This is a genomic window from Aurantimonas sp. E1-2-R+4, from assembly GCF_036549515.1.
In the GTDB taxonomy this organism is placed as follows: domain Bacteria; phylum Pseudomonadota; class Alphaproteobacteria; order Rhizobiales; family Rhizobiaceae; genus Aurantimonas; species Aurantimonas coralicida_A.
Genome location: NZ_JAZHLK010000035.1, coordinates 16891 through 42380, shown reverse-complemented (window position 1 = coordinate 42380; position 25490 = coordinate 16891). Strand labels below are relative to the sequence as shown.

The 25490-nt window shown below is 64.3% G+C and carries 23 protein-coding genes, 1 other RNA gene and 1 pseudogene; 10 read left to right on the top strand and 15 right to left on the bottom strand.

The features are described 5' to 3' along the window. Positions 1 to 79 precede the first annotated feature (79 nt). The 11 genes from VQ045_RS15565 to VQ045_RS15515 form a co-directional block, all read right to left on the bottom strand. Positions 80 to 907: a 2-hydroxyacid dehydrogenase gene (locus VQ045_RS15565; RefSeq protein ID WP_331830745.1), complete on the bottom strand. Its 828-nt coding sequence runs from the start codon at positions 905 to 907 to the stop codon at positions 80 to 82. 32 nt (positions 908 to 939) lie between these two features. Further along, positions 940 to 1602 (bottom strand): NUDIX domain-containing protein, encoded by a 663-nt coding sequence (locus VQ045_RS15560; RefSeq protein ID WP_331830743.1) that lies wholly within the window; start codon positions 1600 to 1602, stop codon positions 940 to 942. Continuing rightward, on the bottom strand, positions 1599 to 3257 hold the full coding sequence (locus tag VQ045_RS15555) for an ABC transporter ATP-binding protein (protein WP_331830742.1): 1659 nt from the start codon (positions 3255 to 3257) through the stop codon (positions 1599 to 1601). Before VQ045_RS15555 ends, VQ045_RS15560 begins: the two co-directional genes overlap by 4 nt. Continuing rightward, positions 3254 to 4201: a cation diffusion facilitator family transporter gene (locus VQ045_RS15550; RefSeq protein WP_331830741.1), complete on the bottom strand. Its 948-nt coding sequence runs from the start codon at positions 4199 to 4201 to the stop codon at positions 3254 to 3256. The genes VQ045_RS15555 and VQ045_RS15550 overlap by 4 nt, the downstream gene beginning before the upstream one ends. Further along, complete coding sequence (locus tag VQ045_RS15545; RefSeq protein ID WP_327626134.1) at positions 4198 to 4629, bottom strand: type II toxin-antitoxin system VapC family toxin; 432 nt, start codon at positions 4627 to 4629, stop codon at positions 4198 to 4200. The genes VQ045_RS15550 and VQ045_RS15545 overlap by 4 nt, the downstream gene beginning before the upstream one ends. Next, positions 4629 to 4874: a hypothetical protein gene (locus VQ045_RS15540; RefSeq protein ID WP_327626135.1), complete on the bottom strand. Its 246-nt coding sequence runs from the start codon at positions 4872 to 4874 to the stop codon at positions 4629 to 4631. Before VQ045_RS15540 ends, VQ045_RS15545 begins: the two co-directional genes overlap by 1 nt. A 21-nt stretch (positions 4875 to 4895) precedes the next feature. Next, entirely contained in the window at positions 4896 to 6020 is a 1125-nt protein-coding gene (locus VQ045_RS15535; protein WP_327626144.1) for an ABC transporter permease, read from the bottom strand. Between the two features lie 106 nt (positions 6021 to 6126). Continuing rightward, entirely contained in the window at positions 6127 to 7257 is a 1131-nt protein-coding gene (locus tag VQ045_RS15530; protein WP_327626136.1) for a microcin C ABC transporter permease YejB, read from the bottom strand. A 131-nt stretch (positions 7258 to 7388) separates the two neighbouring features. After that, positions 7389 to 9269, bottom strand: coding sequence for an extracellular solute-binding protein (locus tag VQ045_RS15525; protein ID WP_331830740.1), 1881 nt, complete (start codon positions 9267 to 9269; stop codon positions 7389 to 7391). Further along, positions 9269 to 11122, bottom strand: coding sequence for an extracellular solute-binding protein (locus tag VQ045_RS15520; protein ID WP_442879882.1), 1854 nt, complete (start codon positions 11120 to 11122; stop codon positions 9269 to 9271). Before VQ045_RS15520 ends, VQ045_RS15525 begins: the two co-directional genes overlap by 1 nt. Positions 11123 to 11515: 393 nt before the next feature. Then, the gene (locus tag VQ045_RS15515) at positions 11516 to 12709 is read right to left on the bottom strand and encodes a D-alanyl-D-alanine carboxypeptidase/D-alanyl-D-alanine-endopeptidase (RefSeq protein ID WP_331830738.1); all 1194 of its coding nucleotides are present in this window, start codon (positions 12707 to 12709) and stop codon (positions 11516 to 11518) included. 168 nt (positions 12710 to 12877) lie between these two features. On the opposite strand from VQ045_RS15515, the pseudogene VQ045_RS15510 reads away from it, so the two are divergent. From VQ045_RS15510 to VQ045_RS15500, 3 genes and pseudogenes are all read left to right on the top strand, one after another. Continuing rightward, a pseudogene (locus tag VQ045_RS15510) lies at positions 12878 to 13713 on the top strand (IS5 family transposase). Between the two features lie 285 nt (positions 13714 to 13998). Further along, positions 13999 to 14442: a hypothetical protein gene (locus VQ045_RS15505; RefSeq protein ID WP_327626141.1), complete on the top strand. Its 444-nt coding sequence runs from the start codon at positions 13999 to 14001 to the stop codon at positions 14440 to 14442. Between the two features lie 44 nt (positions 14443 to 14486). Next, the gene (locus VQ045_RS15500; RefSeq protein ID WP_327648078.1) at positions 14487 to 14786 is read left to right on the top strand and encodes a hypothetical protein; all 300 of its coding nucleotides are present in this window, start codon (positions 14487 to 14489) and stop codon (positions 14784 to 14786) included. A gap of 427 nt (positions 14787 to 15213) precedes the next feature. Here the strand turns inward: VQ045_RS15500 and VQ045_RS15495 are convergent, their stop codons facing one another. Beyond that, entirely contained in the window at positions 15214 to 16476 is a 1263-nt protein-coding gene (locus VQ045_RS15495; RefSeq protein WP_331830737.1) for a c-type cytochrome, read from the bottom strand. 185 nt (positions 16477 to 16661) lie between these two features. Here VQ045_RS15495 and VQ045_RS15490 point away from each other — a divergent pair, with 185 nt between their 5' ends. After that, positions 16662 to 17396, top strand: a complete 735-nt coding sequence (locus VQ045_RS15490) for a 3-deoxy-manno-octulosonate cytidylyltransferase (RefSeq protein WP_331830736.1) — start codon at positions 16662 to 16664, stop codon at positions 17394 to 17396. Between the two features lie 56 nt (positions 17397 to 17452). Next, positions 17453 to 18304: a prephenate dehydratase gene (locus VQ045_RS15485; protein WP_442879881.1), complete on the top strand. Its 852-nt coding sequence runs from the start codon at positions 17453 to 17455 to the stop codon at positions 18302 to 18304. A 25-nt stretch (positions 18305 to 18329) separates the two neighbouring features. Here VQ045_RS15485 and nudC read toward each other — a convergent pair whose 3' ends face one another. Continuing rightward, positions 18330 to 19277 (bottom strand): NAD(+) diphosphatase, encoded by a 948-nt coding sequence (gene nudC, locus VQ045_RS15480; RefSeq protein WP_331830734.1) that lies wholly within the window; start codon positions 19275 to 19277, stop codon positions 18330 to 18332. Then, the gene (locus tag VQ045_RS15475; protein WP_331830733.1) at positions 19274 to 19687 is read right to left on the bottom strand and encodes an HIT family protein; all 414 of its coding nucleotides are present in this window, start codon (positions 19685 to 19687) and stop codon (positions 19274 to 19276) included. The genes nudC and VQ045_RS15475 overlap by 4 nt, the downstream gene beginning before the upstream one ends. Before the next feature lie 70 nt (positions 19688 to 19757). Here VQ045_RS15475 and ffs point away from each other — a divergent pair. Further along, positions 19758 to 19855, top strand: an RNA gene (gene ffs, locus VQ045_RS15470) — signal recognition particle sRNA small type. 61 nt (positions 19856 to 19916) lie between these two features. Here ffs and VQ045_RS15465 read toward each other — a convergent pair. Then, entirely contained in the window at positions 19917 to 20519 is a 603-nt protein-coding gene (locus VQ045_RS15465) for a methyltransferase family protein (RefSeq protein WP_331830732.1), read from the bottom strand. A 256-nt stretch (positions 20520 to 20775) separates the two neighbouring features. On the opposite strand from VQ045_RS15465, the gene VQ045_RS15460 reads away from it, so the two are divergent. The 4 genes from VQ045_RS15460 (at position 20776) to VQ045_RS15445 (ending at position 25451) form a co-directional block, all read left to right on the top strand. Next, complete coding sequence (locus VQ045_RS15460) at positions 20776 to 22671, top strand: DNA polymerase III subunit gamma/tau (RefSeq protein ID WP_331830731.1); 1896 nt, start codon at positions 20776 to 20778, stop codon at positions 22669 to 22671. Between the two features lie 12 nt (positions 22672 to 22683). Then, entirely contained in the window at positions 22684 to 23007 is a 324-nt protein-coding gene (locus VQ045_RS15455; protein WP_206455228.1) for a YbaB/EbfC family nucleoid-associated protein, read from the top strand. Positions 23008 to 23025: 18 nt separating this feature from the next. Continuing rightward, entirely contained in the window at positions 23026 to 23631 is a 606-nt protein-coding gene (gene recR, locus VQ045_RS15450) for a recombination mediator RecR (protein WP_331830730.1), read from the top strand. A gap of 587 nt (positions 23632 to 24218) precedes the next feature. Then, the gene (locus tag VQ045_RS15445) at positions 24219 to 25451 is read left to right on the top strand and encodes a lytic murein transglycosylase (protein WP_331830729.1); all 1233 of its coding nucleotides are present in this window, start codon (positions 24219 to 24221) and stop codon (positions 25449 to 25451) included. Positions 25452 to 25490: the final 39 nt, after the last annotated feature.

Below are 25490 nucleotides of genomic sequence, written 5' to 3'. Positions count from 1 at the left end.
TCTTTCTTCATGGCGTTGCTCTCCTCAGTGGAATCGGCACCCCGAGCCTAACGGCTCAAGGCGGGCAACGCCGCCCACTTCAGAGTTTCAACAGAGACCGGGACATTCCCGCGGCGTGGGGCGTGACGAAGACGCGCGGATGGGTCCAGAGCGGGCTCGACGCGGGCAGCGGCTCGACGTTGAAGACGTCGAGCGAGGCTTCCAACAGGATGTCCTGATCAAGCGCGTCGAGGATCGCCGCTTCGTTCTGCAGGCCGCCTCGGCCGGCATTGATCAGGATCGGGCCGCCGAGCGGCGTCTGCCGCTTCAGGCGCGACAACAGGCCGGCATCGATGATGCCACGCGTTTCGGTGGTCAGCGGCAGCAGCACGACGAGAATGTCGGTCGCGGCGAGAAAACCGTCGAGCCCGGCCTGGCCCGCGAAAGTTTCGGCGCCCGCGACCGTCTTTTGCGTGCGGCTCCAGCCGGCGATGCGGAAGCCCAGCGGTTTCAGCTTGCCGGCGGCGTCCTGGCCGAGCTCGCCGAAGCCCATGAAGCCGACGGTGATTTCGCGGGCCGCCGGCTGCATCCGCTCGTGCCAGATCTTTTGCGCCTGCTGGCTGCGATAGGCGCGGCCGCGGCGGAAATGGTCGAGCACCCGCCAGACGATATATTCGCTCATGCGGCTCGACAGATCGTCGGCGACGATCCGCACCACCGGAACGTCCGGCAGCTGCTTGTCCGCGAAAATATGGTCGACCCCCGCGCCGAGCGAGAAGATCGCCTTGAGGTTGGGCAGGTTTTCCAGGAGCGCCGGCGGCTGCTTCCAGACGACGGCGTAGTCGATCGCGGTATCGGCGCTGCTCGTCGGCTCCAGCACGATCGGGCGATCGCCGCCGGCCGCTTCGAGTGCCGCCCGCCAGCGCATCGGATCGAAACCGGTGACGGACAGGAGAATGGTCAAGGCTCGTCCTCTCTGTCGAGTGTTCCGGACAGCACCTGCGCCCGCGCACGCCCCTTGCGGGCGAACCAATGGGCGCAGCCGACCAGGAAGGCGTTTTCGATGCGGCCGTCGTCGACGGCGGCGATCAGATCGTCAACCTTGGCGAGGATCGGACGGATGTCCTCATGCTCGCCGTCCTTGCCGGCCGATTCGGTGAGGTCCGACGCATCCACGATGGCTAGAAAGATCGTCGCGTGCTCGGTGGTCAGGCCGGGCGACGACAGGATCCGGTAACAGCGCTCGATCGCCTGAGCTGTGAGGCCGGTTTCCTCGTGAAGCTCCCGCAGGGCGGCCGCCTCGCCGTCCTCGCCCGGATCGACGATGCCAGCCGGCAATTCCAGCGCCGCCGCCAGATCGAGCACCAGCGCGGCGGCGATGCGGAACTGGCGAATGACGACGATGGCGTCCCGCGCGGGATCGTAAGGGATGACGATGACGACCTCGCCGGTGGCGAGATATTCCCGCCGGATGGGGCCGAGCTCGCCTTCGCCGTCGAAACGCTCGTGATGCAGCGTCGTCGCCTGGAGCGGCCGAAAGCCGTCATGCAGGGTCTCGGTCTCGACGACCCGGAAATCCAGATGCTGGTCGGCGAGCTGATCGCGGTAATGGCCTTTGGTCACTGGGACAGGACCTCGGTCGGCACGGCGGCGATGTCGAAGGCCGCCGCCATCAGCGCCTTGGTGTAATCGGTCTGCGGCCGGTCGAAGATGTCCTCGGCCGGGCCGCGCTCGACGACGACGCCGTTGCGCATGACGATGACCTCGTTGGCAAGTGCCCGCACGACCTTCAGATCGTGGCTGATGAAGAGATAGGCGAGGTCATGCTTCTTCTGCAGGTCGCGCAGGAGGTCGACGACCTGTGCCTGGACGCTCATATCGAGCGCCGAGGTCGGCTCGTCCAGCATGACGAAGCGCGGGTTGAGCACCATCGCGCGCGCAATGGCGACGCGCTGGCGCTGGCCGCCGGAAAATTCGTGCGGAAACCGGAAGCGCGTCGCCGGGTCGAGCCCGACCTCATCCAGGGCGGCGACGACGCGGGCGTCGCGCTCGGCGGGCGTCAGCCGCTTTTCGTGGATCGCCAGGCCCTCGGCGACGATGTCGGCGATGCTCATGCGCGGCGACAGCGAACCGAACGGGTCCTGGAAGACGATCTGCAGCTTCTCGCGCAGCGGCTTCATCGCCTTGAACGAGCGTTCGTCGATGCGCTCCCCCTCGAAGCGGATTTCGCCTTCGGACGAGATCATTCGGCACAGCGCCAGGCCGAGCGTCGTCTTGCCCGAGCCCGACTCGCCGACGACGCCGACGGTCTGGCCGGCGCGCACGGTGATGTCGATGCCGTCGACGGCCTTCACATGGTCGGTGGTGCGGCGGAAGAATCCGGTCTTGATCGGAAACCAGACCTTGAGGTTTTCCGCTTCCATCACCACCGGCGCGTTGGCGTTGGCGGCGGGGGGGCGGCCCTTCGGTTCGGCCGCGAGAAGATGTTTCGTGTAGGCGTGCTGGGGATCGGCGAAAATCCGCTCGGTCGGCCCTTCCTCGACGATCTTGCCCTGATACATCACGCAGACCCGATCGGCGATCTTGCGGACGATGCCGAGGTCGTGGGTGATGAACAGCATCGCCATGCGCCGCTCGGCCTGGAGGGTCTTCAACAGCTCCAGAATCTGCGCCTGCACCGTCACGTCCAGCGCCGTCGTCGGCTCGTCGGCGATCAGAAGGTCCGGCTCGTTGGCGAGCGCCATGGCGATCATCACACGCTGGCGCTGGCCGCCCGACAATTGGTGCGGATAGGCGCCGAGCCGCTTTTCCGGATCGCGGATGCCGACCTGGCGCATGAGTTCCAGCGTGCGCTCGCGCGCCGCCTGATCGCGCAGGCCGCGATGGATCTTCAGGATCTCGCCGATCTGCCGCTCGATCGTATGCAGCGGATTGAGCGAGGACATCGGCTCCTGGAAGATCATCGAGATACGGTTGCCGCGCACCTTCCGCAGATCGTGTTCGTCATCGTCGATGAGGTTCTCGCCGTCGAACATCACGGCGCCGCCGGGGTGGCTGGCGGAGGGGTAAGGCAAGAGCTTGAGGATCGACAGCGCCGAGACCGACTTGCCGGAGCCGGATTCGCCGACCAGCGCCAACGTCTCGCCCTTGCCGATCGAAAACGAGATATCGTCCACGGCGATCTGCGTCTTGCCGCCCTGATGGAAGGCGACAGAGAGATTCTCCACGGACAGGAGCGGGTCGCGGGAAGTGGCGGCTGCGGCGGTGATCGGGCTCAAGCGGATCGATCCTTCAAATGGGCGTCGTCGTGCCGGTGCGCGTGGTCATGGTCCGCGCAACAATCGCGCTCGATCTCGACCGTGGCATGGCCGATCGCAAAGCGGCGCTTCAATTCCATCTTGATCGCGCGAGTCACTACCGTGCCGTCCGCCGCTTCCTCGATGCAGGCGTGGAGCGTCGCCATGCGCCGCTCCGGCGTGATCGACCAGGCGTGGACGTGATGGACCTCGCGCAGTCCCGCGACGCTCTCCACCAGATGCGGCTCGACGTCGGTCACATCCAATCCGCTAGGCGTGCCTTCGAGCAGCACATGACCGGCATCGCGGACGAGCCGCCACGCCGAGACGAGGACGAGAACGGCGACGAGTACCGACAGAATGGGATCGATCGGCGTCCAGCCGGTGGCAAGGATCACAACCGCCGCGACGATCGCCGCGACCGAGCCGAGCATATCGCCGAGCACGTGCAGAACCGCGCCGCGGATGTTGAGGTTGTCGCGGTCGGCGCCGTGCAGGATCGCGAAGACGACGATGTTGACGATCAGCCCGCCGATCGCGACGACAAGCATGGTGCCGCCGAGAATGTCGCCGGGCGAGCGCAGGCGATCGACTGCCTCGACGACGATGAAGCCGGCGATGACGAACAGCGCCAGGCCGTTGACGAAGGCGACCAGCACCTCGAAGCGGTGATAACCGAAGGTGCGGCGCTCGTCGCTGGGCCGCCGCGAGAGCCGGAAGGCAAACCAGCCGAGGCCGAGCGCGGCGAAGTCGGTCAGCATGTGCGCGGCGTCGGCGAGCAGCGCCAGCGAGCCCGAGATCAGGCCGCCGACCACCTCGGCGACCATGAACAGGCCGGTCAGCAGCGCCGCGATGCCGATCCGCGTCTCATTGGCTCCGGCGGTGTGGCCGGTGAAGCCGTGCGAATGGTTGTGATCGTGGCTCAAGGTAAGGTGTTCCAATCCGGCAGTGTGCCGATGTCCAGCATCTCCAATGTCGTTGGGGCTCGAATTCGTCGATCGGCCGTCAGGAAATATTGGCATTCGGCTTCGATCGCGGATGCGACGTGTATCGCATCCGGTGTCCGACCACCGAACTCAGCGCGCAGTTCAGCGCATCTCCTCAGCACAGTGCGACCTACGGGGACAATGACGATACCATCTCCGGTCGTTAAGAAACCTTCATAGTGTGCGACAAGTTCATGATCCCGGTCTTTGATTGGGAGCACCAACACTTCCGCGAGCGTTACCTCGCTGCTTACGACCATGCCATTACGCGCATGGACACTTCGCAAGAAAGCCTGAACCTCTTCATCGCGATACTCGATCAATCTGATGACGATGTTGGTATCAAGATAAACCGACGGATGGTCCATCAATCCCATTCGTCCCGAAGTTTGCGGATACGGGTCACGGCTTCTGCGACGCTCGTATTCTTGTGCGCTGCGATCCCCCAGTAGCGGAGATATTTCGGCAATTTTTCGGACGAATCGGAGCGTTCCGCCACCTCTTCTACGATGGTGACGGTCAAAAGCGCGTTCGGTGCCAGTCCTTCCCGCATATCGGCTGGAAGATGACCCGTCGGCACATGTTCAATTGTCTTGCGACGAACCTCATTCATTTTTCGCCAATCCTTATCGTCTCATCCGAAACTCTTGCGCGGATCGAAGGCGTCGCGCACCGCCTCGCCGACGAAGACCAGCAGCGAGAGCATCAAGGATATCACGAGGAAGCCGGAAAAGCCGAGCCAGGGCGCCTGCAGGTTGTTCTTGCCCTGGGCCAGCAATTCGCCGAGCGACGGCGAGCCCGGCGGCAGGCCGAAGCCGAGGAAGTCGAGCGAGGTCAGCGTGGTGATCGAGCCGTTGAGGATGAACGGCAGGAAGGTCAGCGTCGCCACCATCGCATTCGGCAGAAGGTGGCGGGTGATGATCGTCCAGTCGCCGACCCCGAGCGCCCGCGCCGCGTTGACATACTCGAAATTGCGCGCCCTGAGAAATTCCGCCCGCACGACGCCGACGAAGGCGACCCAGGAGAACAAAAGCATGATGCCGAGCAGGATCCAGAAGCCGGGCGGCAGGATCGCGGCGATGATCAGCAGAAGATACAGCACCGGGATCGACGACCAGATCTCGATGAAGCGCTGGAACAGAAGGTCGATCCAGCCGCCGAAATAGCCCTGGACGGCGCCGGCCGCGACGCCAATCACCGCCGAGGCGGCGGTCAGGATCAGGCCGAACAGCACGGAGATCCGGAAGCCGTAGATCAGCCGCGCCGCGACGTCCCGTGCCTGGTCGTCGGTGCCGAGCCAGTTCATGTTGCCGAAGCTGCAATTCGGGTCGTCGACGCCGAGAGGATAGCGCTGGCAGCGTTCCTCCTTCGAGAAGGTCCAGGAGGGGGCGGAGGGCGCCGGCGTCGGGATCTCGTTGTTGACGCTCTGGAAGGAATAGCGGATCGGCGGCCAGATCGCCCAGCCGTTGGCGGCGATCTCGTCCTGCACGAAGGGGTCGCGATAGTTGGTGACCGGCAGGAAGCCGCCGAACACCTCCTCGGGGTAGTCGACCACGACCGGATAGTAGAACTCGCCCTTGTATTCGACCAACAGCGGCCTGTCGTTGGCGACGAACTCGGCGAACAGCGTGACGATGAAGAGGAAGGCGAAGATCCACAGCGACCAGTAGCCGCGTCGGTTTGCCTTGAAGTTCTGCCAGCGCCGCTGGTTCAGCGGCGACAGGCGCGGTCGCCGGACGAATTCCGACTCCGGCGCCATCTGGGCGATGCCGCTGGTCTGCTCCTCGGCGATGCGAGCGGCCTCGGTCGCAGCATCTGGCTGGTGCCGGTTCTCCTCCAGGCGGTCTTTGAGAGCGTCATCCATATCAGACCTCCCGCTTTTCGAAGTCGATGCGGGGATCGATCCAGGTATAGGTGAGGTCGGAAATCAGCGTCGTCACCAGACCGATCAGGGAAAAGATATAGAGCGTCGCGAAGACCACCGGGTAGTCGCGCTTGTAGATCGATTCAAAGCCGAGCAGGCCGAGACCGTCGAGCGAGAAGATCGTCTCGATCAGCAGCGAGCCGGCGAAGAATGCCGAGATGAACGCGCCGGGAAATCCGGCGACGATGATCAGCATGGCATTGCGAAAGACGTGACCGTAAAGGACGCGCCGCTCCGACAGCCCCTTGGCCCGCGCCGTCGTCACATATTGCTTGCGGATCTCGTCGAGGAACGAGTTCTTGGTGAGCAGCGTCGTCGTGGCGAAGGCCGACAGCGACATCGCGATCAGCGGCAGCGTCAGATGCCAGAAATAGTCGGGGACTGTCCGAGTAGCGCAGTTCGGCAGATCGAAGGCCGGCGACCACGGCGCGCACCAGTCGCCGCGCACGCCGTCCGAGAGAAGGCCGCGCAGCGGGAACCAGTCGTAGAACGAGCCGCCGGCGAACAGCACGATCAGGATCACGGCGAACAGGAAGCCGGGGATCGCATAGGCGACGATGACGACGCCCGACGTCCAGACGTCGAAGGCGGAGCCGTCCTTCAAGGCCTTGCGAATGCCGAGCGGGATCGAAATCAGATAGGATAGAAGCGTGATCCAGATACCGAGCGAGATCGACACCGGCATCTTTTCCAGGATCAGTTCGAGCACCGAGATCGACCGGAAATAGCTCTCGCCGAAATCGAAACGGCTATAGTCCCACAGCATCTTGCCGAAGCGTTCCAGCGGCGGCTTGTCGAAGCCGAATTGTTTTTCTAGCCGGGCGATGAATTCCGGGTCGAGGCCTTGTGCGCCACGGTAACCGGAGTTTTCGCCGCCGCCCTGGCCGCTGCCGAAATCGCCGCCGCCGCCGGAGACGCGGTCGGTGGCGCCGCCGGCCTCACCCTGCAGGCTGGCGATGACCTGTTCGACCGGTCCGCCGGGGGCGAACTGGATGACGGCGAAGGAAATCGCCATGATGCCGATCAGCGTCGGGATCATCAGCAAGATGCGGCGAAGAATATAGGCGCCCATGTGCGGGGAATCGTCTCCGAGATGTCAGGCGAGCCGGCCGATTCGCGACCGAACGACGTGGTTGATCTTGATAGCCCGCCTTGCGGGGATCGCAAAACGCGGCCCCGCCGCGGCGCGACGGGCCGGAATTCTCAGGCGCGGCCGATCGCCTTGGCCTTTTCCTTGTCGAACCACCAAAGGCTTTCCACCGGCCAGCCATAGTCCGGCTTGGTGTCCTTGAAGCCGAAGATGTTCCAGAAGGCCGCGCGGTGAACATTTGCATTGATGTTCGGCAGCCAGTCGAGGCGCCAGCGCAGCACCCGGTCGAGGGCGAGCATCGCCGTCACCAGATCGTCGCGGCTGTTGGCCGAGCCCGCCTTCGCCAGCAGCGCATCAACCGTCTTGCTCGTCATGCCGGGATAATTGTAGGCGCCCGGACGGTCCGCCGCTTCGCTGCCGAAGAACAGCGTGAGACTCTCGCGGGTCGGGGTCGCGCTGAGGCTGAAAGCGGCGAGGATCATGTCGAAGTCGAAGCGGTTCACCCGATCCTGATATTGCGCTGCGTCGACGAGCCGGGTCGAGGCGTCGATGCCGATCATGCGCAACGTTTCCATGAATTTGGCATAGACGCGCTGCTGTTCCTGGCCTTGGGTCATGAACTCCAGGCGAAACGCTTCGCCCGCTTCGTTGACCAGCCGGTTGCCCTGGCGCGTCCAGCCGGCCTCGGCGAAAAGCCGGGTCGCCTCGCGCAGCATCCCCCGATCGCGGCCGCTGCCGTCGCTGACCGGCTGCACCCAAACCTCGCCGAAGACGTCGTCCGGCATTTCGCCCCGCAGCGGTTCCAGAAGCGCAAGCTCTGCCTCCGATGGCTTGTCTTCGGCGACGAATTCCGAGCCCTGGAAGGGCGAGTTGGAATGAATGCGCTGGCCGAACAGAAGGTTCGCGTTGGTCCATTCGAAGTCGAAGCACATGTTGATCGCGTGGCGCACCCGGCTGTCGGCGAAGCGCGTCCGCCGCTGATTGAGCGCCCAGCACTGGAATTTCGGCCGCTCCTCGCCGGGGAACTCCCGTTTCACCACCGCGCCGCTCGTCACCGCCGGAAAATCGTACTCCGTCGCCCAGTCCTTGGTGGTGAACTCCTCGCGGAAGGTGATGATGCCCTTCTTGAACGCTTCCAGCGCCGGCTGCCGGTCGCGGAAGAAATCGATGCGCAGCGTGTCGAAGTGATCGAGACCCCTGGCAAAGGGCAGATCCTTCGCCCAATAGTCGTCGCGCTTGCGATATTCGATGAAGCGGCCGAATTCGGAACGGGCGATCTCGAAGCGGCCGCTGCCGGGGATCGCCTCGCCGCTCACCCGGTCGAATTCCTTATCCTCGAAGAATGCGCGCGGGACGACCGGGATACCGAACGCGTTCAGTGCGTCCTGATAGCTCTGTTCGCCGGAAAAGCCGATCCGAACCGTCCGCGCGTCGTCCGCGACGATCTCGCTCACCGCCCGCAGCACGACTTGCAGGCTGGGATGACCGAGTTCCTTCAGCGTCTCATAAGTGAAGACGACGTCGTCGGCGGTCACCGGCTCGCCGGTCGAGAACTTGGCCTCCGGCCGCAGCTTGAAGGTGAAGGCATTGCGGTCTTTCGAGACCGTGACGCTTTCGGCAAGCGCGCAATAGAGCGCGTCCGGCTCGTCGAGCGACGACACCATCAGCGCGTCGTAAAGGCTCTCCATGCGTGGCGGCGCGTTGCCCTGAAGGACGAAGGTGTTGAGCGTATCGAAGGTCGAGGGCGACTGATTGAGGGTCCAGTTCGACACGGCGAGGTTCATCTGGCCGCCCTGCGGTGCCTCGGGGCTCGCATAGTCGAAATGGGTAAAGTCCGGCCCGTATTTCAGCTCACCAAAGGCCGACAGGCCGTGCAGCGGGGTTTCCGTGGCGACCTCGGCGAACGCGGCGCGCGGCAGGATGGTGGTGGCGCCGGCGCCCAGCGCCAATTGGCCGAAGCGGCGGCGGGTGAGGCGGCTCAGCGCAGTGGCCATCAGTTTGCCGACGCCGTGTCTTTCTCGGCCGCCTTGATCCACCAGGAAAAGGAATCGATGCCGGAATAGGCCGGCTGCTTCTCGGGCATGCCGAACTTGTCCCAATAGGCCAGCCAGTCCTCGGATTTGTACCACTGCGGCACGACATAATATTCCCATAGCATGACCCGATCGAGGGCGCGCGTCGCGGCGACGAGATCGTCTCGGCTGGGCGCGTAGACGATGTCATTGATGAGCTGGTCGATCGCCGGGTTCTTGATGCCGGCATAGTTGCGGCTGCCGGGCGCGTCGGCGGCGACCGTGCTCCAGAAGTCGCGCTGCTCGTTGCCCGGCGACAGCGACTGGCCCGGATAGCGCATGCCGACGGCCTCGAAGTCGAAATTGTTCATCCGCTCGATATACTGGTTGGTGTCGACGATGCGGACATTGGTCTGGATGCCGAGACGCTTCAATTGGCGGGCGAAGGGCTCGAGAACCCGGCTGTCCGAGGGGTCGTTGCCGAGGAACTCGATGGCGAAGGGGTCGCCCGTCTTGGCGTCGACCAGCGTCGTGCCCTTCAACTCGTAGCCGGCCTCCTTGAGGAGGCCCAGCGCCTCGCGCAGATAGTTGCGCGTCGAGGCCGCGTCGCCATAGACCGGAAGGGTGAACTCCTCGGTGAAGACCTCGTCGGGGATCTGGCCCTTCAGGGGCTCGAGATACTTCAACTCGCGCTCGCTCGGCAGGCCGGTCGCGGACAGTTCGCTGTTGTCGAAATAGCTGTCGATCCGCTGATACAGGCCGAAGAACAGCGTGCGGTTCATCTCCTCGAAATTATAGGCCAGCGTCAGCGCCTTGCGCACCCGCCGGTCCTGGAATTTCGGCAGTCGGTTGTTGAACACATAGGCCTGCATCGACTGGACCTGGGCATTGTCGATGGTCTTGCGGATCACCTGGCCGTTCTTGACCGCCGGGAAGTCGTAGCCCTCGGCCCAGCGTCGGGAGATGTTCTCCAGCCGCCAGTCGTCGAGTCCGCCCTTCTTGAAGGCCTCCCACGCCGCGTTGGCATCGCGCAGGTAGACGTAGCGGATGCTGTCGTAGTTGTAGCGGCCGACGCGGGTCGGGTTGTCGGCGCCCCAATAGTCGGGGACGCGCTCCCATTCGATCGACTTGCCTGTCGAGACCGTGCCGACCCCGTAGGGACCCGAGCCGAGCGGTTTTTCCAGCGACGGTTCGCCGATATCCCGCGGCTTGCCGTCGGCGCCCTCGGCCTCCCACCAATGTTTCGGCAGGACCGTGAGATCGCCCATGATGTTGGGCAGCTCGCGATTGTTGGCCTGATCGAAGGTGAAGGTGACTTCCCGCTCCCCGGTCTTCTCGGCCTTGGTGACGTTCTTGTAATAGGCCGACCACTGCGGATGCAGCTTCGTCAGCGTCTCGAAACTCCAGATCACGTCCTCGACGGTGATCGGCTCGCCGTCGTGCCAGCGCGCCTTCGGGTTCAAGCGAAAGGTGACGGAGGAAAAATCGGCCGGATGGCGCATCGCCTCGGCGATCATCGCGTGGGCCGTTCCCGGCTCGTCGGGCGACTGCTCCATCAGCGTGTCGTAGAGGATGCCGCCGCCGAACACGGCAAGGCCGGCGGCCGGCGTGCCGCGCACGACGAAGGGATTGAGGCTGTCGAAGGAGCCGATGGCGACGGAATTGAGCGTGCCACCCTTGGGCGCATCGGGATTGACGTAATCATAGTGCTTGAAGTCGGCGGGGTATTTCGACGGGCCGATCAGCGACGACGAAGTCTGCCACTCCCCGGCCTCGGGGACGGCGGCGGCAACGGCGGCGGGCGGAGCGGTCGGACTGTCCGTCGCTGTCGGTATGGCCGCGTCGGTCTTGTCCTGGGAAAGGGCCGGCGCGGTTCCGAGCCCGAAGGCGATCGCGACAAGGCAGGCGAGACGGGCGGCGCGCGTCGGCAGTGGCAAGGGCGGGGCCTCCGGTTGGATCTCGTGACTTTGAATCCCAAGACAATCCGGGAATCTCAAAAGAATCCGGATCATTTATGGCCATCATTCGATGGAAGTCACCTGACCAAATCTTAATGGACGTCAATGGCACCGAGGGCCGTTGTGGTTCTCGAACATGAGGATCTACGCAAATCGGTGACGTGAGTGGTCAGGGCCTTCGTTCAGCGGTGGTCAGGTCACGAGCAGAACGAATGACCGTTTCCGATCCGAGGCGGGGATAGGCGGCGGCCTGAATGCCAGCCGCCCCGTCTACAGTTCGCGCTCGATGGCCTCGAGCAACCGGAACCGCAGCTTGCCGGGCCCGCTGTTCAGCGAGATGACAAAGCGCACGTCGCCGTGGCTGGAAGTTCTGGCGTATCCAGCCAGCGTGCGAACGCCGGAGAAGGTGCCGGTCTTGTACCGGGAGCCGTTCTTGGTGCTGCGCAGCAGTTCGGCATGGGGCGCGAAACGGTCGAGCACCTTGGCGAGGCCTCGTGCGGTGAAGCTGTTGTTGCGGCTGATGCCTGAACCCTCCTCCAGATTTATGGCGTCTTCGAGGCCGTGTTTCGCGAGGTTCTCGCGAGCGACCTGGAGCGACTTCTCAAGGCTGACCGGCCCGCCCAGGCGTTTGGCGCCGATCTCTAGGAAGACCTGGTTGGCGATGTAGTTGTTCGAGCCGATGAGCATCTGTCGCAAGATTTCGGAGAGATCGCGCGACTGGCGGTGCATGTAAACCGGCTCCAGTCCCGCGGGGACGGAGCCGACCGAGATCTCGCCCTCGATGCTGCCGTCGGCGCGCTCGATGAAGGCGGCAAGCAATTCGCCGGCATACCGCACGCTTACCTTGGGATCTTCTTTGGCCAGGCTGATGCGGCTCCGGCCGTTGGGAGCGCGTGCCCGGAACTGGCTAATCGCGAGCGGCGTGATCGGGGTTTGCTCTTCGGCGGAGCGGACGGTCTTGCCGTTTCGGACAGCGTTGATCGTGTTGAAGTTAACCGCGAGCGCCGCGTTCAGCGCGTCATAGGCTTCGTCAGTGTCCTCGATACCCGGAATACGAAGATCGGCGGGGTAATAGCTCGCGTCGATCACGATGCCGGCGAAAGGCTCTGTGCCGGTTTCGGCGAGAAGCTTAGGCGCGAGCAGCGCCAGCTCTTCGGAGACCAGAAACGGGTCGCCGCCACCGCGCACGTAAAGCACTCTGTCGTCGTCCAGATAGAAGCGGGTCTCGAAGCGGTAGTCGCCGCCGAGCACCTCCATGGCCAGCCATGCCGTGACAAGTTTGGCCACGGAAGCGGGAACGAAGGGTTTGTCGGCATTCTGCGCGACCAACTCGTTGCCTTCTGCGTCCAGTACGAGCACCAGGCCCGAAGGCGCGAGGGCAGCGACCTTGTCCTTAACGTCAGCGAAGGCCGGGGCATACAGCAGGAGCACCGCGAAACCCGCGGCGAACAGGCGAGACCACATGGCGACTCCAGCTCGGGCTAGCATAGGCGACATACACCTACACTAAGGGTGCTCAAGCGTTAGGCAAGTTGGTTTGCAGGTTTAAGTGTCAGTCCACAAAGAATTTGAATGATATGAATCGCTTGTGATTCCATGCGGTCGATTTGATTCGACGAGGGCGTGGAAGCGATGTGGACGAAAGCGAATCGCGGGAAATACAATCGGGATGGTCAGCGCTATCCGAGCGATTTGACGGATACCGAATGGGCGCTGGTCGAGCCTTTGATCCCCCCTGCCAAGCGCGGCGGCCGCAGGCGTGAGGTCGATGTCCGGGAGGTTCTCGACGGCCTGCTTTATGTTCTGAGCACCGGCTGCCAATCGCGGGCCCTGCCGAAGGACCTGCCGCCGAAAAGCACACTGTTCAGCTATTTCGACCTGTGGAACTGGGATGGCACTCTCGGTCGTATTCATAAGGAACTTTACGTGAAATGCCGCGAAGCGATGGGCCGCGAAGCCAGCCCGACGGCGGCCATCATCGACAGCCAGAGCGTCAAAGGCGCTGAAAAAGGGGGCGTCGGATTGACCCGTGCGGGTATGATGCGGGCAAGAAGGTCAAAGGCAGGAAGCGCCATATCCTCGTCGATACGGTAGGTCTTGTGCTGCACGCGCTGGTTCATCCGGCCGACATCCAGGATCGCGACGGCGGTGTGTGGGTCCTGCGGACGCTGTTCGGGCGCTATCCGTTCTTGAAGAAACTGTTTGCCGACGGCGGCTATCAGGGACCTGTCTTCGACAAGGGTCAGAAGAAAGCCATGCCCGGACTTGCGACCGCGATCGTCAAGCGATCCGACACGGCCAAGGGTTTTGAGGTTCTGCCGAGACGCTGGGTGGTCGAACGGACGTTCGCATGGCTGGGGCGATGCCGCAGGCTGTCCAAAGACTTCGAGAACCTGTCGCGAAACGCGCTCGCCTTCCTCAAACTGGCGTCAATCCGCTTCATGCTGCGAAGGTTCTGTTTGAAATGAATAACTTTCCGGACGAACTCTTAATACAATCGGCTGGGGAAGCCGCCGCAGTGACAGCTGAAGCTGACTGCAAAGTTTCAGGCCGAAGGCGAGTCAATAAACCCCCATTATGCCGCTACGGCCGGTTTGTGCAACATTCTTGACCGACGTACGATAGATGATATTGTTACTTTATTCGCACGGCACGATTTCCATCGAACGCGATGTTAATCCCAGCGGCCACGCGGCTGCGATGTGAACGATAAGAGGTGAAGCAGCTCACGGCCATCACGGAGACCCAGCGCTATGTCGGATTCAAAGCAAGCCTTCGAAGCGTACATGCAGCACGTGAGGAAACAGGGCAGTTTCGAGACACTCACCGCAGCTCGCCTTGAGGAACCGCAGCCCGGCGGGTCGACGACGTGGAAGTTCTCGGCCCAGAATTTGCTGGGGATGACTCTGGCCTCTGTGACATTCTTTTTCGACTGGGACGTGTTCGATCCGCCGTGCCGACTGCGGAACGAGCGGTGGGGAATTAAGGACCGGTTCACCGCCCCACTATTCACGATCATCGAGTCAGACGCGGAGTCGACGTCAATCGAAAAAGACGCTGACGAGTGTGAGGAGAACGTCATGGACGGCGTTCGCTTCGACATTCGAGTGACTTTCGAGGGTCCATTAAACAACGTCCCCTATCGCAACTACCTTATCATCTGGGCCGACGGAACATCCGACTGGGGGCCGCGCTAAGAGGAGGGACGCCATGCCGGTCCCCGCAGCGGTAGCCCGAGCCCGTGCGGCTGCGCGGGCGCGCCGGGCACGGCGACGACGCCAACAACGGCGTCGGCGCCAGCGCGAACGCCAACAGCAACGAGAAAGAGCGCGGGAGCGGCGGCGGCGTCAGCGTCGAGACCGACGAGAGCGCGAACGCGGACGAGAGCGTCGCGTCCGGCGCGGACGAAACGTCACTCGGCGTCAACGAGACGAGCGATATCGTCGACGAACGGGACAACAGATCATTGACGAATATAAACAGGGCAGCGTGCTCGAAGAGTTCCCCGCTGAGTACCTCCCTCGCAATTGGGAAGAAGTAAAACGGGACGCACGGGCGGGTAATGCACGAGCTCGCACCGCGCGAAAGCTACTGATGGACGGCCGGTTCGATCGTTGAGCGATAAAACGTGGCACGTGCTCTTACGTAAACCTCAGCGTTCAGCGCTGAGAACGGCTCCGGTTTTGTCGCAGGGTTCGGCGTTCTGATGTCTTCTGGACAGCGATTTCGGCGTTTCGCGGAAGGGTTGCATCGGGGTTTTTGGCCCAGCAATACCCGCCCTGAATGTGGGCGCACCTCGTTTGCGAGAGACAGAAAAACAACCCAATGGGGTCGAATCCACTGTCATGGAATGACGCCGTCTTGCGACCGATCGGGGGCGTCGGCTGACAGCGCCCCCATCAAAAAGGCCCCGGTTCGCACCGGGGCCTTTCCTGGATTCGTCTGTCATCACGGCTGGAGCGCGGCGGTCAGTTTCCGGTCTGGGCGCCGTTCTCGTCGAAGCTCGCCAGATAGGCGATGATATCGGCGACATCCTCCGGCTTCTTGATGCCGGCGAAGGACATTTTCGTGCCCGGCACGGTGCCCTTCGGGTCGGTTAGCCAGGCGGTCAGTTCCTCGACCGTCCAGGTGGGATGCTCGGCCGCATATTCGGTCAGAGCCGGGGAGAATTTGTATCCCTCGACGGCGGCGATCTTTTCGCCAACGATGCCGTTCAGTTCGGGACCGATCTTGTTCTTCGCGCCTTCGCCGACCGCATGGCAGGCCGCACATTTGCGGAACGCTTTTTCGCCGGCCTCGGGATCACCGGACACCGAAGCCGTTTGCGCTGGCGCGGCGGCTGCCGGGGCGGCTGGTGCCGCGGCTTCCGGCGGGGCCGGTTGTTCCGCTGCGGGAGCCGATTCGGCCGCCGGCTGTGCGGCGGTTTCGGCAGGCGCGGCTTCGGCTGGCTTTTCCGCCGCCGGCGCCTGAGCCTCGCTCTCGGCCGCCTGGGTCGGCGCGGCCTCGGCACCAGGTGCGGCCTGCGCCGCGTTCGTGTCGGTCACCGCCGGCGCCTGGGCCTGGGCGTCGGCGGTCGCGGCCTCTGGTTGGGTCGTCGTCGCGGGATCGGCCGCGGCGGTTTCAGCCGGGGCGGCACCCTCGGCTGCTGCCTCTGCCGGCGCGGCGGCCTCGGCCGGCGCCTCCGGCAGCGGCGCCGGACTGTCGGCAAGCGTGCGCAGATAGGCGATCAGCTCGGCGCGGGCCTCGGGATCCTTGAGGCCGGCGAAACCCATCGCGGTGCCGGACACGTAACCTTTCGGGTTCTTCAGGAAGCCATTGAGATGTTCGTAATCCCAGTTGACCGAACCACCCTGCGAGAACTCGGTCATCCCGGCCGAATAGGCGAAATCGGAAATCGAGGCGATCGGACGGTTGACGACGTCCCAGAGATGCGGCCCAACCTTGTTGGCGCCGCCCTTTTCAGCCGTATGGCAGGCGGCGCATTTCTTGAATTGTCCGGCGCCCGCCTCGGCGTCCGCGGTCTGCAGAAGCGTGGCGATCGGCGTCTCCTCGGCCTTGGCCGCGCCGCCTTCGGCGCCGCCGGCGTCCGCTTCGGCCGCGACGATCTCGTAGCCGGGGGTCTCGGGGGCCTCGGAGTGGAAGAGCCCCTCGGCGAGGATACTCCCGCCAAACAGGACGAAGATCGTCGCGAGTACAGCACCGACGATCTTGTTGAACTCGAAGGAATTCATTGGTGGGACGGTCCCTCTGCAAAGACGGCGCGACGCCGCCACAATCCACTGGCGAAAAACGCGCGGAACCTAGGTCCTTTGCGGTTTGATGGCAACAGCTGTAAGAGGCGGTTTCGGTGCCTTTTTCGCCGCGCGGGCGCAATTTCAGCGTCCGCGCGCCCATCTTTTCGGTTCATGTGGAGCCCATGACGATTCTCGTGCTCATCCCCGCGCGCCTCGGCTCCACCCGGCTGCCGAAAAAGGCGCTCGCCGATATCGCCGGTCGGCCGATGGTGGTGCGCGTCGCCGAGCGGGCCGAGGCGGCCGGCATCGGCCGGGTCGTCGTGGCGACCGATGCCGAGGAGATAAGGGCCGCCGTTATGGCCGCCGGGCACGAGGCGGTGATGACCTCGCCCGAGCACCCGTCGGGCTCCGACCGCATCTTCGAAGCGCTGACGCGACTCGATCCCGACGGCGTCGTCGAGACGGTGGTGAATGTGCAGGGCGATCTTCCGACCATCGAGCCGGAAGCGATTCGTCAGGTTCTCGCTCCGTTCGAGGACCCGCGCTGCGACGTTGCGACGCTGTGCGTGGCGATTCGCGACGAAGCGGAAAAGACCAATCCCAACGTGGTGAAGCTGGTCGGCTCGCCGATCGGGCCGACCCGGTTGAAAGCGCTGTATTTTACCCGCGCCACGGCGCCCTGGGGCGAGGGGCCGCTCTATCACCATGTCGGTCTCTACGCTTACCGGCGAGCCGGCCTGGAGCGTTTCGTCCGGCTTCCGCCTTCGACGCTGGAGATCCGCGAGCGGCTGGAGCAATTGCGGGCGCTCGAGGATGGCATGCGTATCGACGCGGAGATCGTCGATGCGGTGCCGCTCGGTGTCGACGGGCCGGACGATCTGGACCGGGCGCGGACAATGTATGGAGTTGAAGCGTGAGCGAAGCTGCGACGAAACGAATCGCGTTCCAGGGCGAACCGGGGGCGAATTCCGACATGGCCTGCCATGTCGTCCATCCGAAGATGACGCCGCTGCCCTGTCCGTCCTTCGACGACGCGTTCGACGCCGTGCGCTCCGGCGAGGCGGCGCTGGCGATGATCCCGATCGAGAATACGCTTGCCGGACGGGTCGCGGACATCCATCATCTGATGCCCGATTCAGGCCTGCAGATCGTCGGCGAATATTTCATGCCGATCCATTTCCAGCTGATGACCCTGCCCGGCGTCGGGCGGGACGAAATCCGCAGCGTCCAGAGCCATATTCATGCGCTCGGCCAGTGTCGGAAATATATCCGCGGCAATGGCTGGAAGCCGGTGGTTTCCGGCGATACGGCGGGTGCGGCGCGGGAGGTCTCGGAAGCCGGCGACCGGACGATGGCGGCGCTCGCGCCGGAGCTGGCGGCCGCCCATTACGGGCTCGATATCCTCGAACGGAATGTCGAGGATTCGGCCAACAACATCACTCGTTTCGTCATCCTGTCGCGACCCGGCGCACATGAAGCCGATCTCTGGGCCGCGCAGGGTGGCGGCGATGGTGCCAGCGCCGGAAACGGCGGTACTATCACTACCTTCGTCTTCGAGGTGCGCAACCTGCCGGCCGCCCTCTACAAGGCGATGGGCGGCTTTGCGACCAACGGCGTCAACATGACGAAGCTGGAAAGCTACCAGATCGGGGGGCATTTCATCGCCACGCAGTTCTACGCCGACGTCGAAGGCCATCCGCAGGACGAGTCGCTTCGCCTGGCGTTCGAGGAGCTGTCGTTCTTCACCCACGACGTCAAGATCATGGGCGTCTACGAGGCCGCGCCGGAGCGACTCTACGGTAATGGAGCGCCATCGAGCCAATAGGTCCCCATAGGTTAGGCACGCGGCGTCAAAGGGCGTCGTCGGCGAAGGCCTTGATCAGGTGATGGGCGATGGCGAAGCGCTGCGGCACGGCGAATGCGTCAAAATGCCGGCCCTCCAGCATCGCCTGGACCTCGTCACGGGCGAACCAGCGACAGGCCTCCAGTTCCTCGGCGTCGAAATCGATGTCGCGGCTGGTTGCCTGGGCGACGCAGCCGATCATCAGGCTGCCGGGAAACGGCCAGGGCTGCGACGCGAGATAGCGCACGGCGCCGACCGTAAGGCCTGATTCCTCGAGAGTTTCGCGTCGGACGGCGGCTTCGACAGTTTCACCAGCTTCGACGAAGCCGGCGAGACAGGACCAGAAATTCTCTGGAAAATGCGGCTGGCGACCAAGTACGCAACGGCCCTCGCCATCGTGGACGAGCATGATCGTCACCGGGTCCGTGCGCGGGAAGACGACGTCGCCGCAGCCCGTGCAACGACGCCGATATCCTGCCGCCTCCGCCGCGGTCGGTTCGCCGCAGCGGGCGCAGAACCGATTCTTGGCATGCCAGCCGAGAAGGTGCGCTGCCTGGCCGAGTTGCCCCTCGGTATCGGGATCGAGGAACGCCTGCACGGCGATGGAGCGAAGGCCGATCAGCGCAAGGTCGTCCGTCAGGGCGGGCGTCTCGTCGATCGCGGCGGCGAGCGATGGCCGGCCGGCCGGGTCGAAGCCGAGCAGGACGCAATCATCCAGATTCGCGCCGCGTTCGATAGCGGCGGGTTTGGCAAAGCTCGGGTCCGGCGCGGCACCGTCGGTGCGGCAGAGCCACTGGCCGTCGTGGGTGAGGAAGATGCGGGCGTCTGTATGTTCCAGCGCAGCGGCCAGACTGTCGCCATTGCGCCGTTCGCCGTCGCGCCACAGGCGGTTTCCGGCGAACCCGATCAGTCCGCTCAGTTCCCGTGCGGCCGCCTGTTCGCTGTCGTCCTTCATGCGGGCAGGACCGCTTGCCGGATATCGGCCGCGAATCGGCCGGCCGCCTCTGCTTCGTAGGCCTCGGCCGTGCCGTATCCCCATACCGGCCCCGGCCAGTTCGGGTCGCCGTCGCGCCGCGCCACGATGTGCAGGTGGAACATCGGAACGATATTGCCGAGCGCGCCGATGTTGATCTTGGCGGCGCCCGTGAGCTTCTTCAGCGCCTTGGAAACGAGTCCGGTCTCAAAGGTCAGCATGGTCTGGTCCAGGGGGGTGAGGTCGTGGAACTCGGTGACGCCGTCGCGCTGCGGCACCAGTAGCAGCCAAGGCCAGCGGCGATCATTCATCAGGCGCAATTCGCAGAGCCCGAGCCTGCCGATCATCGTCGTGTCCCTGGCAAGACGAGGGTCGAGTTCAAAGGCTCGCATATTTTGAGATCCTTATCTTCGCAGGGCATCCGTCTTGCAATTAGGGCACCGATCGCCGATATGGAGGCCGGGAGGTTGGTGGTGGACGAGCCACTCGCCAACCGGGTCAGGTCCGGAAGGAAGCAGCCCCAACGAGCCACGGCACGGGTCATCGTGCCAGCCTCCCACCTTCTTCTCGAAATCGCGATGCTTTGCTCGGTCGGTTGTCCGACCAGGCGTGGGCACGCGCCTATGGCAGCCGCAACAGAACCGGTAACCAGCCGCTCTGCTGCGCAAGTTCGATCAGTTCGAAGACCGGCATCGCGACGAAAAAGACCAACCCGTCAGTCAGGGTCCGGTAGATCAGCTTGGTGCGGACCTGCAGCTCTTCCTCGTCCCGAAACAGCGACGGCTTCGGCAGAAAGCGCGGCACGGTGGCCAGATACCGGCCGTAGGATGGGCCGAATTCGCCCTTCAGGAATGATTCCTCACGCGCGATGACGACCTGGAAGGCGACCGCGCAACCGATCAGAAACAGAATCGCGATGGTGACGCTGCCGGTCTGCGCGCCGACGCCCGCTGCGGCGATGCTGGAAAAGACGTAAAGCGGATTGCGGGTGACCGAGTAGGGTCCCGTCGTGACGATTTCCGCCGATTTTCGGCCGCCGATATAGAGCGTGCACCACATCCGCCCGACGATGCCGATGACGATGAAGCCGAGACCGATCGCCTCGACCATGTCGTGGATTTCTTCGTTTCCGCTGGCCCCCACGAAAAGCAGGAGAACGAAGGCGGCGAGCAACAGCACGGCCAGGCTCAGCCGGCGCATCTTCTGATATTGCGCGAGTGCCATGGGTATTCTCTTTCGCGAATCATTGGTCACCGGGGGGCGGGGACGATATACGCCGGGCGCGCTTGCGACGCACCCCGGGAATGCTCGCTGATTGTTGGAACCGTCCGCTTGGGCATTGAATGGCTTGCGTCGGGGCGTCATACGTCGGAGAAACGGCCCACCAACCGCCGCATTCCGTCCAGGGTCGCGTCATGCCGTTTTCCATCCGTCCACACTTTGCCGTCGTTGGTCTTTCGGCCGGCGGGAAGGGGGTGTGATGGCCGATGATACTCCGGCCGCAATGGCCTCGGAACAGTCAACGCCCTACCGCGTGCTGGCGCGCAAATACCGTCCCCGCTCCTTCGACGACCTGATCGGCCAGCAGCCGATGGTGCGCACGCTCACCAATGCCTTCGACACCGGCCGCATCGCCCAGGCGTGGATGCTCACCGGCGTGCGCGGCGTCGGCAAGACGACGACCGCCCGCATTCTGGCGCGCGCGCTGAATTACGAGACCGACGCGATCGATCAGCCGACGATCCACATGCAGGGGCTCGGCGTTCACTGTCAGGCGATCATGGAGGGCCGGCATGTCGACGTGGTCGAGATGGACGCCGCCTCCCACACCGGCATCGACGACGTGCGCGAGATCATTGCCCAGGTGCGCTACCGCCCGGTCTCGGCGCGCTACAAGGTCTACATTATCGACGAAGTCCACATGCTGTCGAATCAGGCCTTCAACGGCCTGTTGAAGACGCTGGAGGAGCCGCCGGAACATGTGAAATTCGTCTTCGCGACCACCGAGATCCGCAAGGTTCCGATCACGGTCCTGTCGCGTTGCCAGCGCTTCGATCTGAGGCGCGTCGATTCGGCGACGCTGATGGCGCATCTCCAGCGCATCGCCGAATCCGAAGCCGTAGCGGTCGACGACGACGCGCTGCGGCTGATCGCCCGCGCGGCCGAGGGCTCGGTGCGCGACGCGCTGTCGCTGACCGACCAGGCGATCGCTCATGGCGCCGGCGCCGTCACGGCGGACGCCGTGCGCGACATGCTGGGGCTGGCCGACCGGGTCCGTATCATCGACCTGTTCCAGATGTTGATGAAGGGCGATGGCCGCGCGGCGCTGTCGGAGCTGCGCGAGCAATATGTCGCCGGCGCCGATCCGGTGGTTATCCTCGCCGACCTCGCCGATTTCACCCATCTGGTGACGACGCTGCGCTACGTGCCGGAAGCCGCCGAGGATGCTGCGCTGTCGCCGATGGAGGCGGAAAGGGGGCTCGAATTTTCCAAGACGCTCTCGATCCGGACCCTCGGCCAGGTCTGGCAGATGCTCTTGAAGGCGCTGGACGAGGCGCGCAACGCGACATCGCCGCGCCAGGCGGCGGAAATGGCGCTGATCCGGATCGCCCATGCGGCGGATTTGCCGTCCCCGGACGACCTGGTCCGGTTGATCCGCGAGGGCGGCCTCGCGGGCCTGCCGCCGCCGGCCGGCGGCAAGAGCGGCGGCGACGGAGCGCAGGCACACGCGCAAGCCGCGCCGGCGGTGGGTGTGGCGCTGTCGTCGCCGGGTGCATCCGAACGCCAGACGGATCGAACGACGGCCTTTGCAGGCAATGGCGCCCCGCCCCGTCCGCGTCTGTCGCTCGCGCCATCTGGTCAGGCGTCGCGTCAGGTGGCGTCCGCCCCTGCGCCGACGACGGCTCCGCCCGAGGTCGAGATCGGGTCGCTGGAAGCCCTCGTGGCGCTGGCCGAGGACAAACGCGATTCCTTGATGCAGGTGTCGATCCGCCGCTATCTGCGGCTGGTCAAGCTGGAGCCGGGCCGGATCGAAGTGGCGCTCACGCCGGAGGCGCCGCGCGCCCTCGTCACCGATCTTTCGCGCAAGCTGCATGAATGGACCGGGCGGCGCTGGGTCGTGACGATCTCCAGCGGCGAGGGGCAGCCGACGCTCGAGGAAACGGCGACCGCGCGGCGCGACAGCCTGCTATCGGACGCGGAGGCCGATCCGGAGGTGGCGGCGGTGCTGGCGGCGTTTCCGGGCGCCAAGGTGCTGGATGTCCGGCTGCGCGGCGACGCCGCGGCTGCCGATCTCGCCGCGGACCTTTCCGCCGAGGTTTCCGATGACGACATATTGGACGATCCGTCCGAGCTTGCGGACGACGATGACGATTAGGAGAAGAACGGCATGAAAGATCTGATGGGCATGATGAAGCAGGCCAAGGCCATGCAGGAAAAGATGGCGGGCCTTCAGGAGGACATCGCGCGGATCACCGTCACCGGCCAGTCCGGCGGCGGCGTCGTGTCCGTCACGCTGAGCGGCAAGGGCGAGATGCAGGCGCTGGCCATCGACCCGTCGCTGTTGAAGGACGACGAGAAGGACATCGTCGAGGATCTGGTCATCGCCGCCCACAACGACGCCAAGGCCAAGCTCGACGTGGCGATCCAGGAGAAGACCCAGGAATTGACCGCCGGGCTCGAACTTCCCGCCGGCATGAAGCTGCCGTTCTAGAAAGGACGCATCTTCCTCATGGCGAAAACTATCGCGGGCCCGGAGATCGAGCGGCTGATCCAGCTGCTCGCCAAACTGCCGGGCCTCGGCCCTCGCTCGGCCCGCCGCGCCGCACTGCACCTCGTCAAGCGCCGCCAACAGCTGCTGGCGCCGCTGACGACGGCGATGGCCGAGGCGCTGGACAAGGTCACGGTCTGCTCGGCCTGCGGCAATATCGATACGCATGATCCCTGCACGATCTGCCTCGATACGGCGCGCGACCAGACGACGGTCATCGTCGTCGAGGACGTGTCCGATCTCTGGGCGCTGGAGCGGGCGAAGGCGCTCAACGCGGCCTATCATGTGCTCGGCGGCGTGTTGTCGCCGCTCGATGGCATCGGCCCGGACGATCTGACCATCCGCCAGCTGGTCGAGCGGGTGCATCGCGGCGGCGTCAAGGAACTGGTGCTGGCGGTCAACGCCACCGTTGAGGGCCAGACCACGGCGCATTATTTGATGGACCAGCTGGAGGGCCTCGACGTGAAGGTCACGCGGCTCGCCCATGGCGTGCCGGTCGGCGGCGAGCTCGACTATCTGGACGAAGGCACGCTGGCGGCGGCGATGCGGTCGCGGGCGGTGTTGTAGGGCGAGCGAATCGCAGGGTGCCGATTGTGAAGCATGTGGCAAAGGCGGCAACGCCGGCTTTGGGGTAACGCGGAGTTGGTAACTCTATTTTGGATTGACCTACAGACGCGCGTCATCCTTGCCTCGCATCATCCGAAAATGAGGGCGGGCGCAGAAGGCGCTAGGAGCGAGTCGTCTCTCGATCACGCGCCTTCCAGACAAACCAGTTTCCCAAGCGCAGTTCACGCTCCCGCTCGACAACGCGAACGCGCCTACGCGCTGCGAAGTGAGGTGTGGAGCGCCGGAAACTCAGGAAATCGATTGTCAGGGAGGATGCGTTGATCAAGAGACCGACCAACCCCCAGAAATCTGGGAGCATGATAGTCGGGCGTTATCCGAACATAAAAAAACCCGGCGATTGCCGAGCTATGTGGAGACGTTTGCCACAATAACTTTTGTGACACTGAATATAGCCGAAAGTCAATTTTCTTACTCGGTTTGAAACAGAATCTTTGTATTCCGCTTTCCGGGATTTAGGTCGCGACGCATCAGCCGGGTCAACCTTCCGCCTCCTTGGCTCGGCTGGCGGACCCAGCTACGGTCACGCGATGTTTCGCTATCTTTTCCTCCCGCTGATCACTCTCGCCATTCTGATCGCCGCGCCGCTGCCCGCCCGTGCCGACGCGGTGGCCGACGGCTTCCGCGCCTTCCTCGAAGCCGACATATGGCCTGCGGCCAAGGCGCGGGGCGTGCCGCGCGCCTTGTTCGACGCGGCGTTCAAGGGTGTGACGCCGAATTTGAAGCTGCCGGACCTCCAGCTTCCCGGGTCCAAGCAGGCCGTCGCGGAGATAAACTTCCAGGCCGAGTTCAAGAGCGGCGCCGACTATCTGTCGGAGCGGGCCGTCGCCGCCAATGCCGCGACCGGGCGCAAGCTCATCGCCCGCTATAAGTCGGTGCTCGACAGGATCGAGGCGCGCTACGGCGTGCCGGCGCCGATCATCGTCGCGATCTGGGGCCGCGAATCGGCCTTCGGCAACGCGAAGATCCCGGAAAACGCCTTCGAAGTGCTTGGCACCAAGGCCTATCTGTCGCGGCGCAAGGCGTTGTTTCGGGACGAACTCCTCGCGGCGCTCGAAATCGTCGCGGACGGGCATCTGCAAGTCTCGCAGATGAAATCTTCCTGGGCCGGGGCGCTGGGCCAGCCGCAATTCATGCCGTCGAAATTCCTCACTTTAGCAGTGGATTTTGACGGCGACGGCAAGAAGGACATCTGGAATTCAGTGCCCGACACGCTGGCCTCGATCGCGAATTATCTGCGTCAGAGCGGCTGGCAACCGGACCGGGACTGGGGCTTCGAGGCCGTCGTGCCGGCCGGCGTTTCCTGCGCCAATGAGGGGCCGGAACGCGGCCGTCCGATCGCCGAGTTCGTCGCCGCCGGCGTGACACGCGTCTCCGGCCGTCCGTTTCCGCCGCAGGAGGCGACGGAGCAGGGGCATTTGATGATGCCGGCCGGGCGCTTCGGCCCCGCCTTTATCGCGACGCCGAACTTCTACGTCATCAAGGCGTATAACAACTCCGACCTCTACGCCTTGTTCGTCGGCCATGTCGCCGACAGGATGCAAGGCGCGGGATCGCTGCAAGGGCGGTGGGCGAAGACCGATCGCATGACGCGCGGAGACGTCGCGCGGATGCAGACAAAGCTGGAGGCAAAGGGCTACGACGTCGGCGGCGCCGATGGGCTCGCTGGCTTCAAGACCCGACGCGCGATCGGCGATTTCGAGGCCCGCGCGGGCTTGCCGGAGACCTGTTGGCCTAGCCAAGCGATAGCCGCAAAATTGTGACGGCCGCCTCGGTCATCCACAGCTAATTTAAGCCTTCGT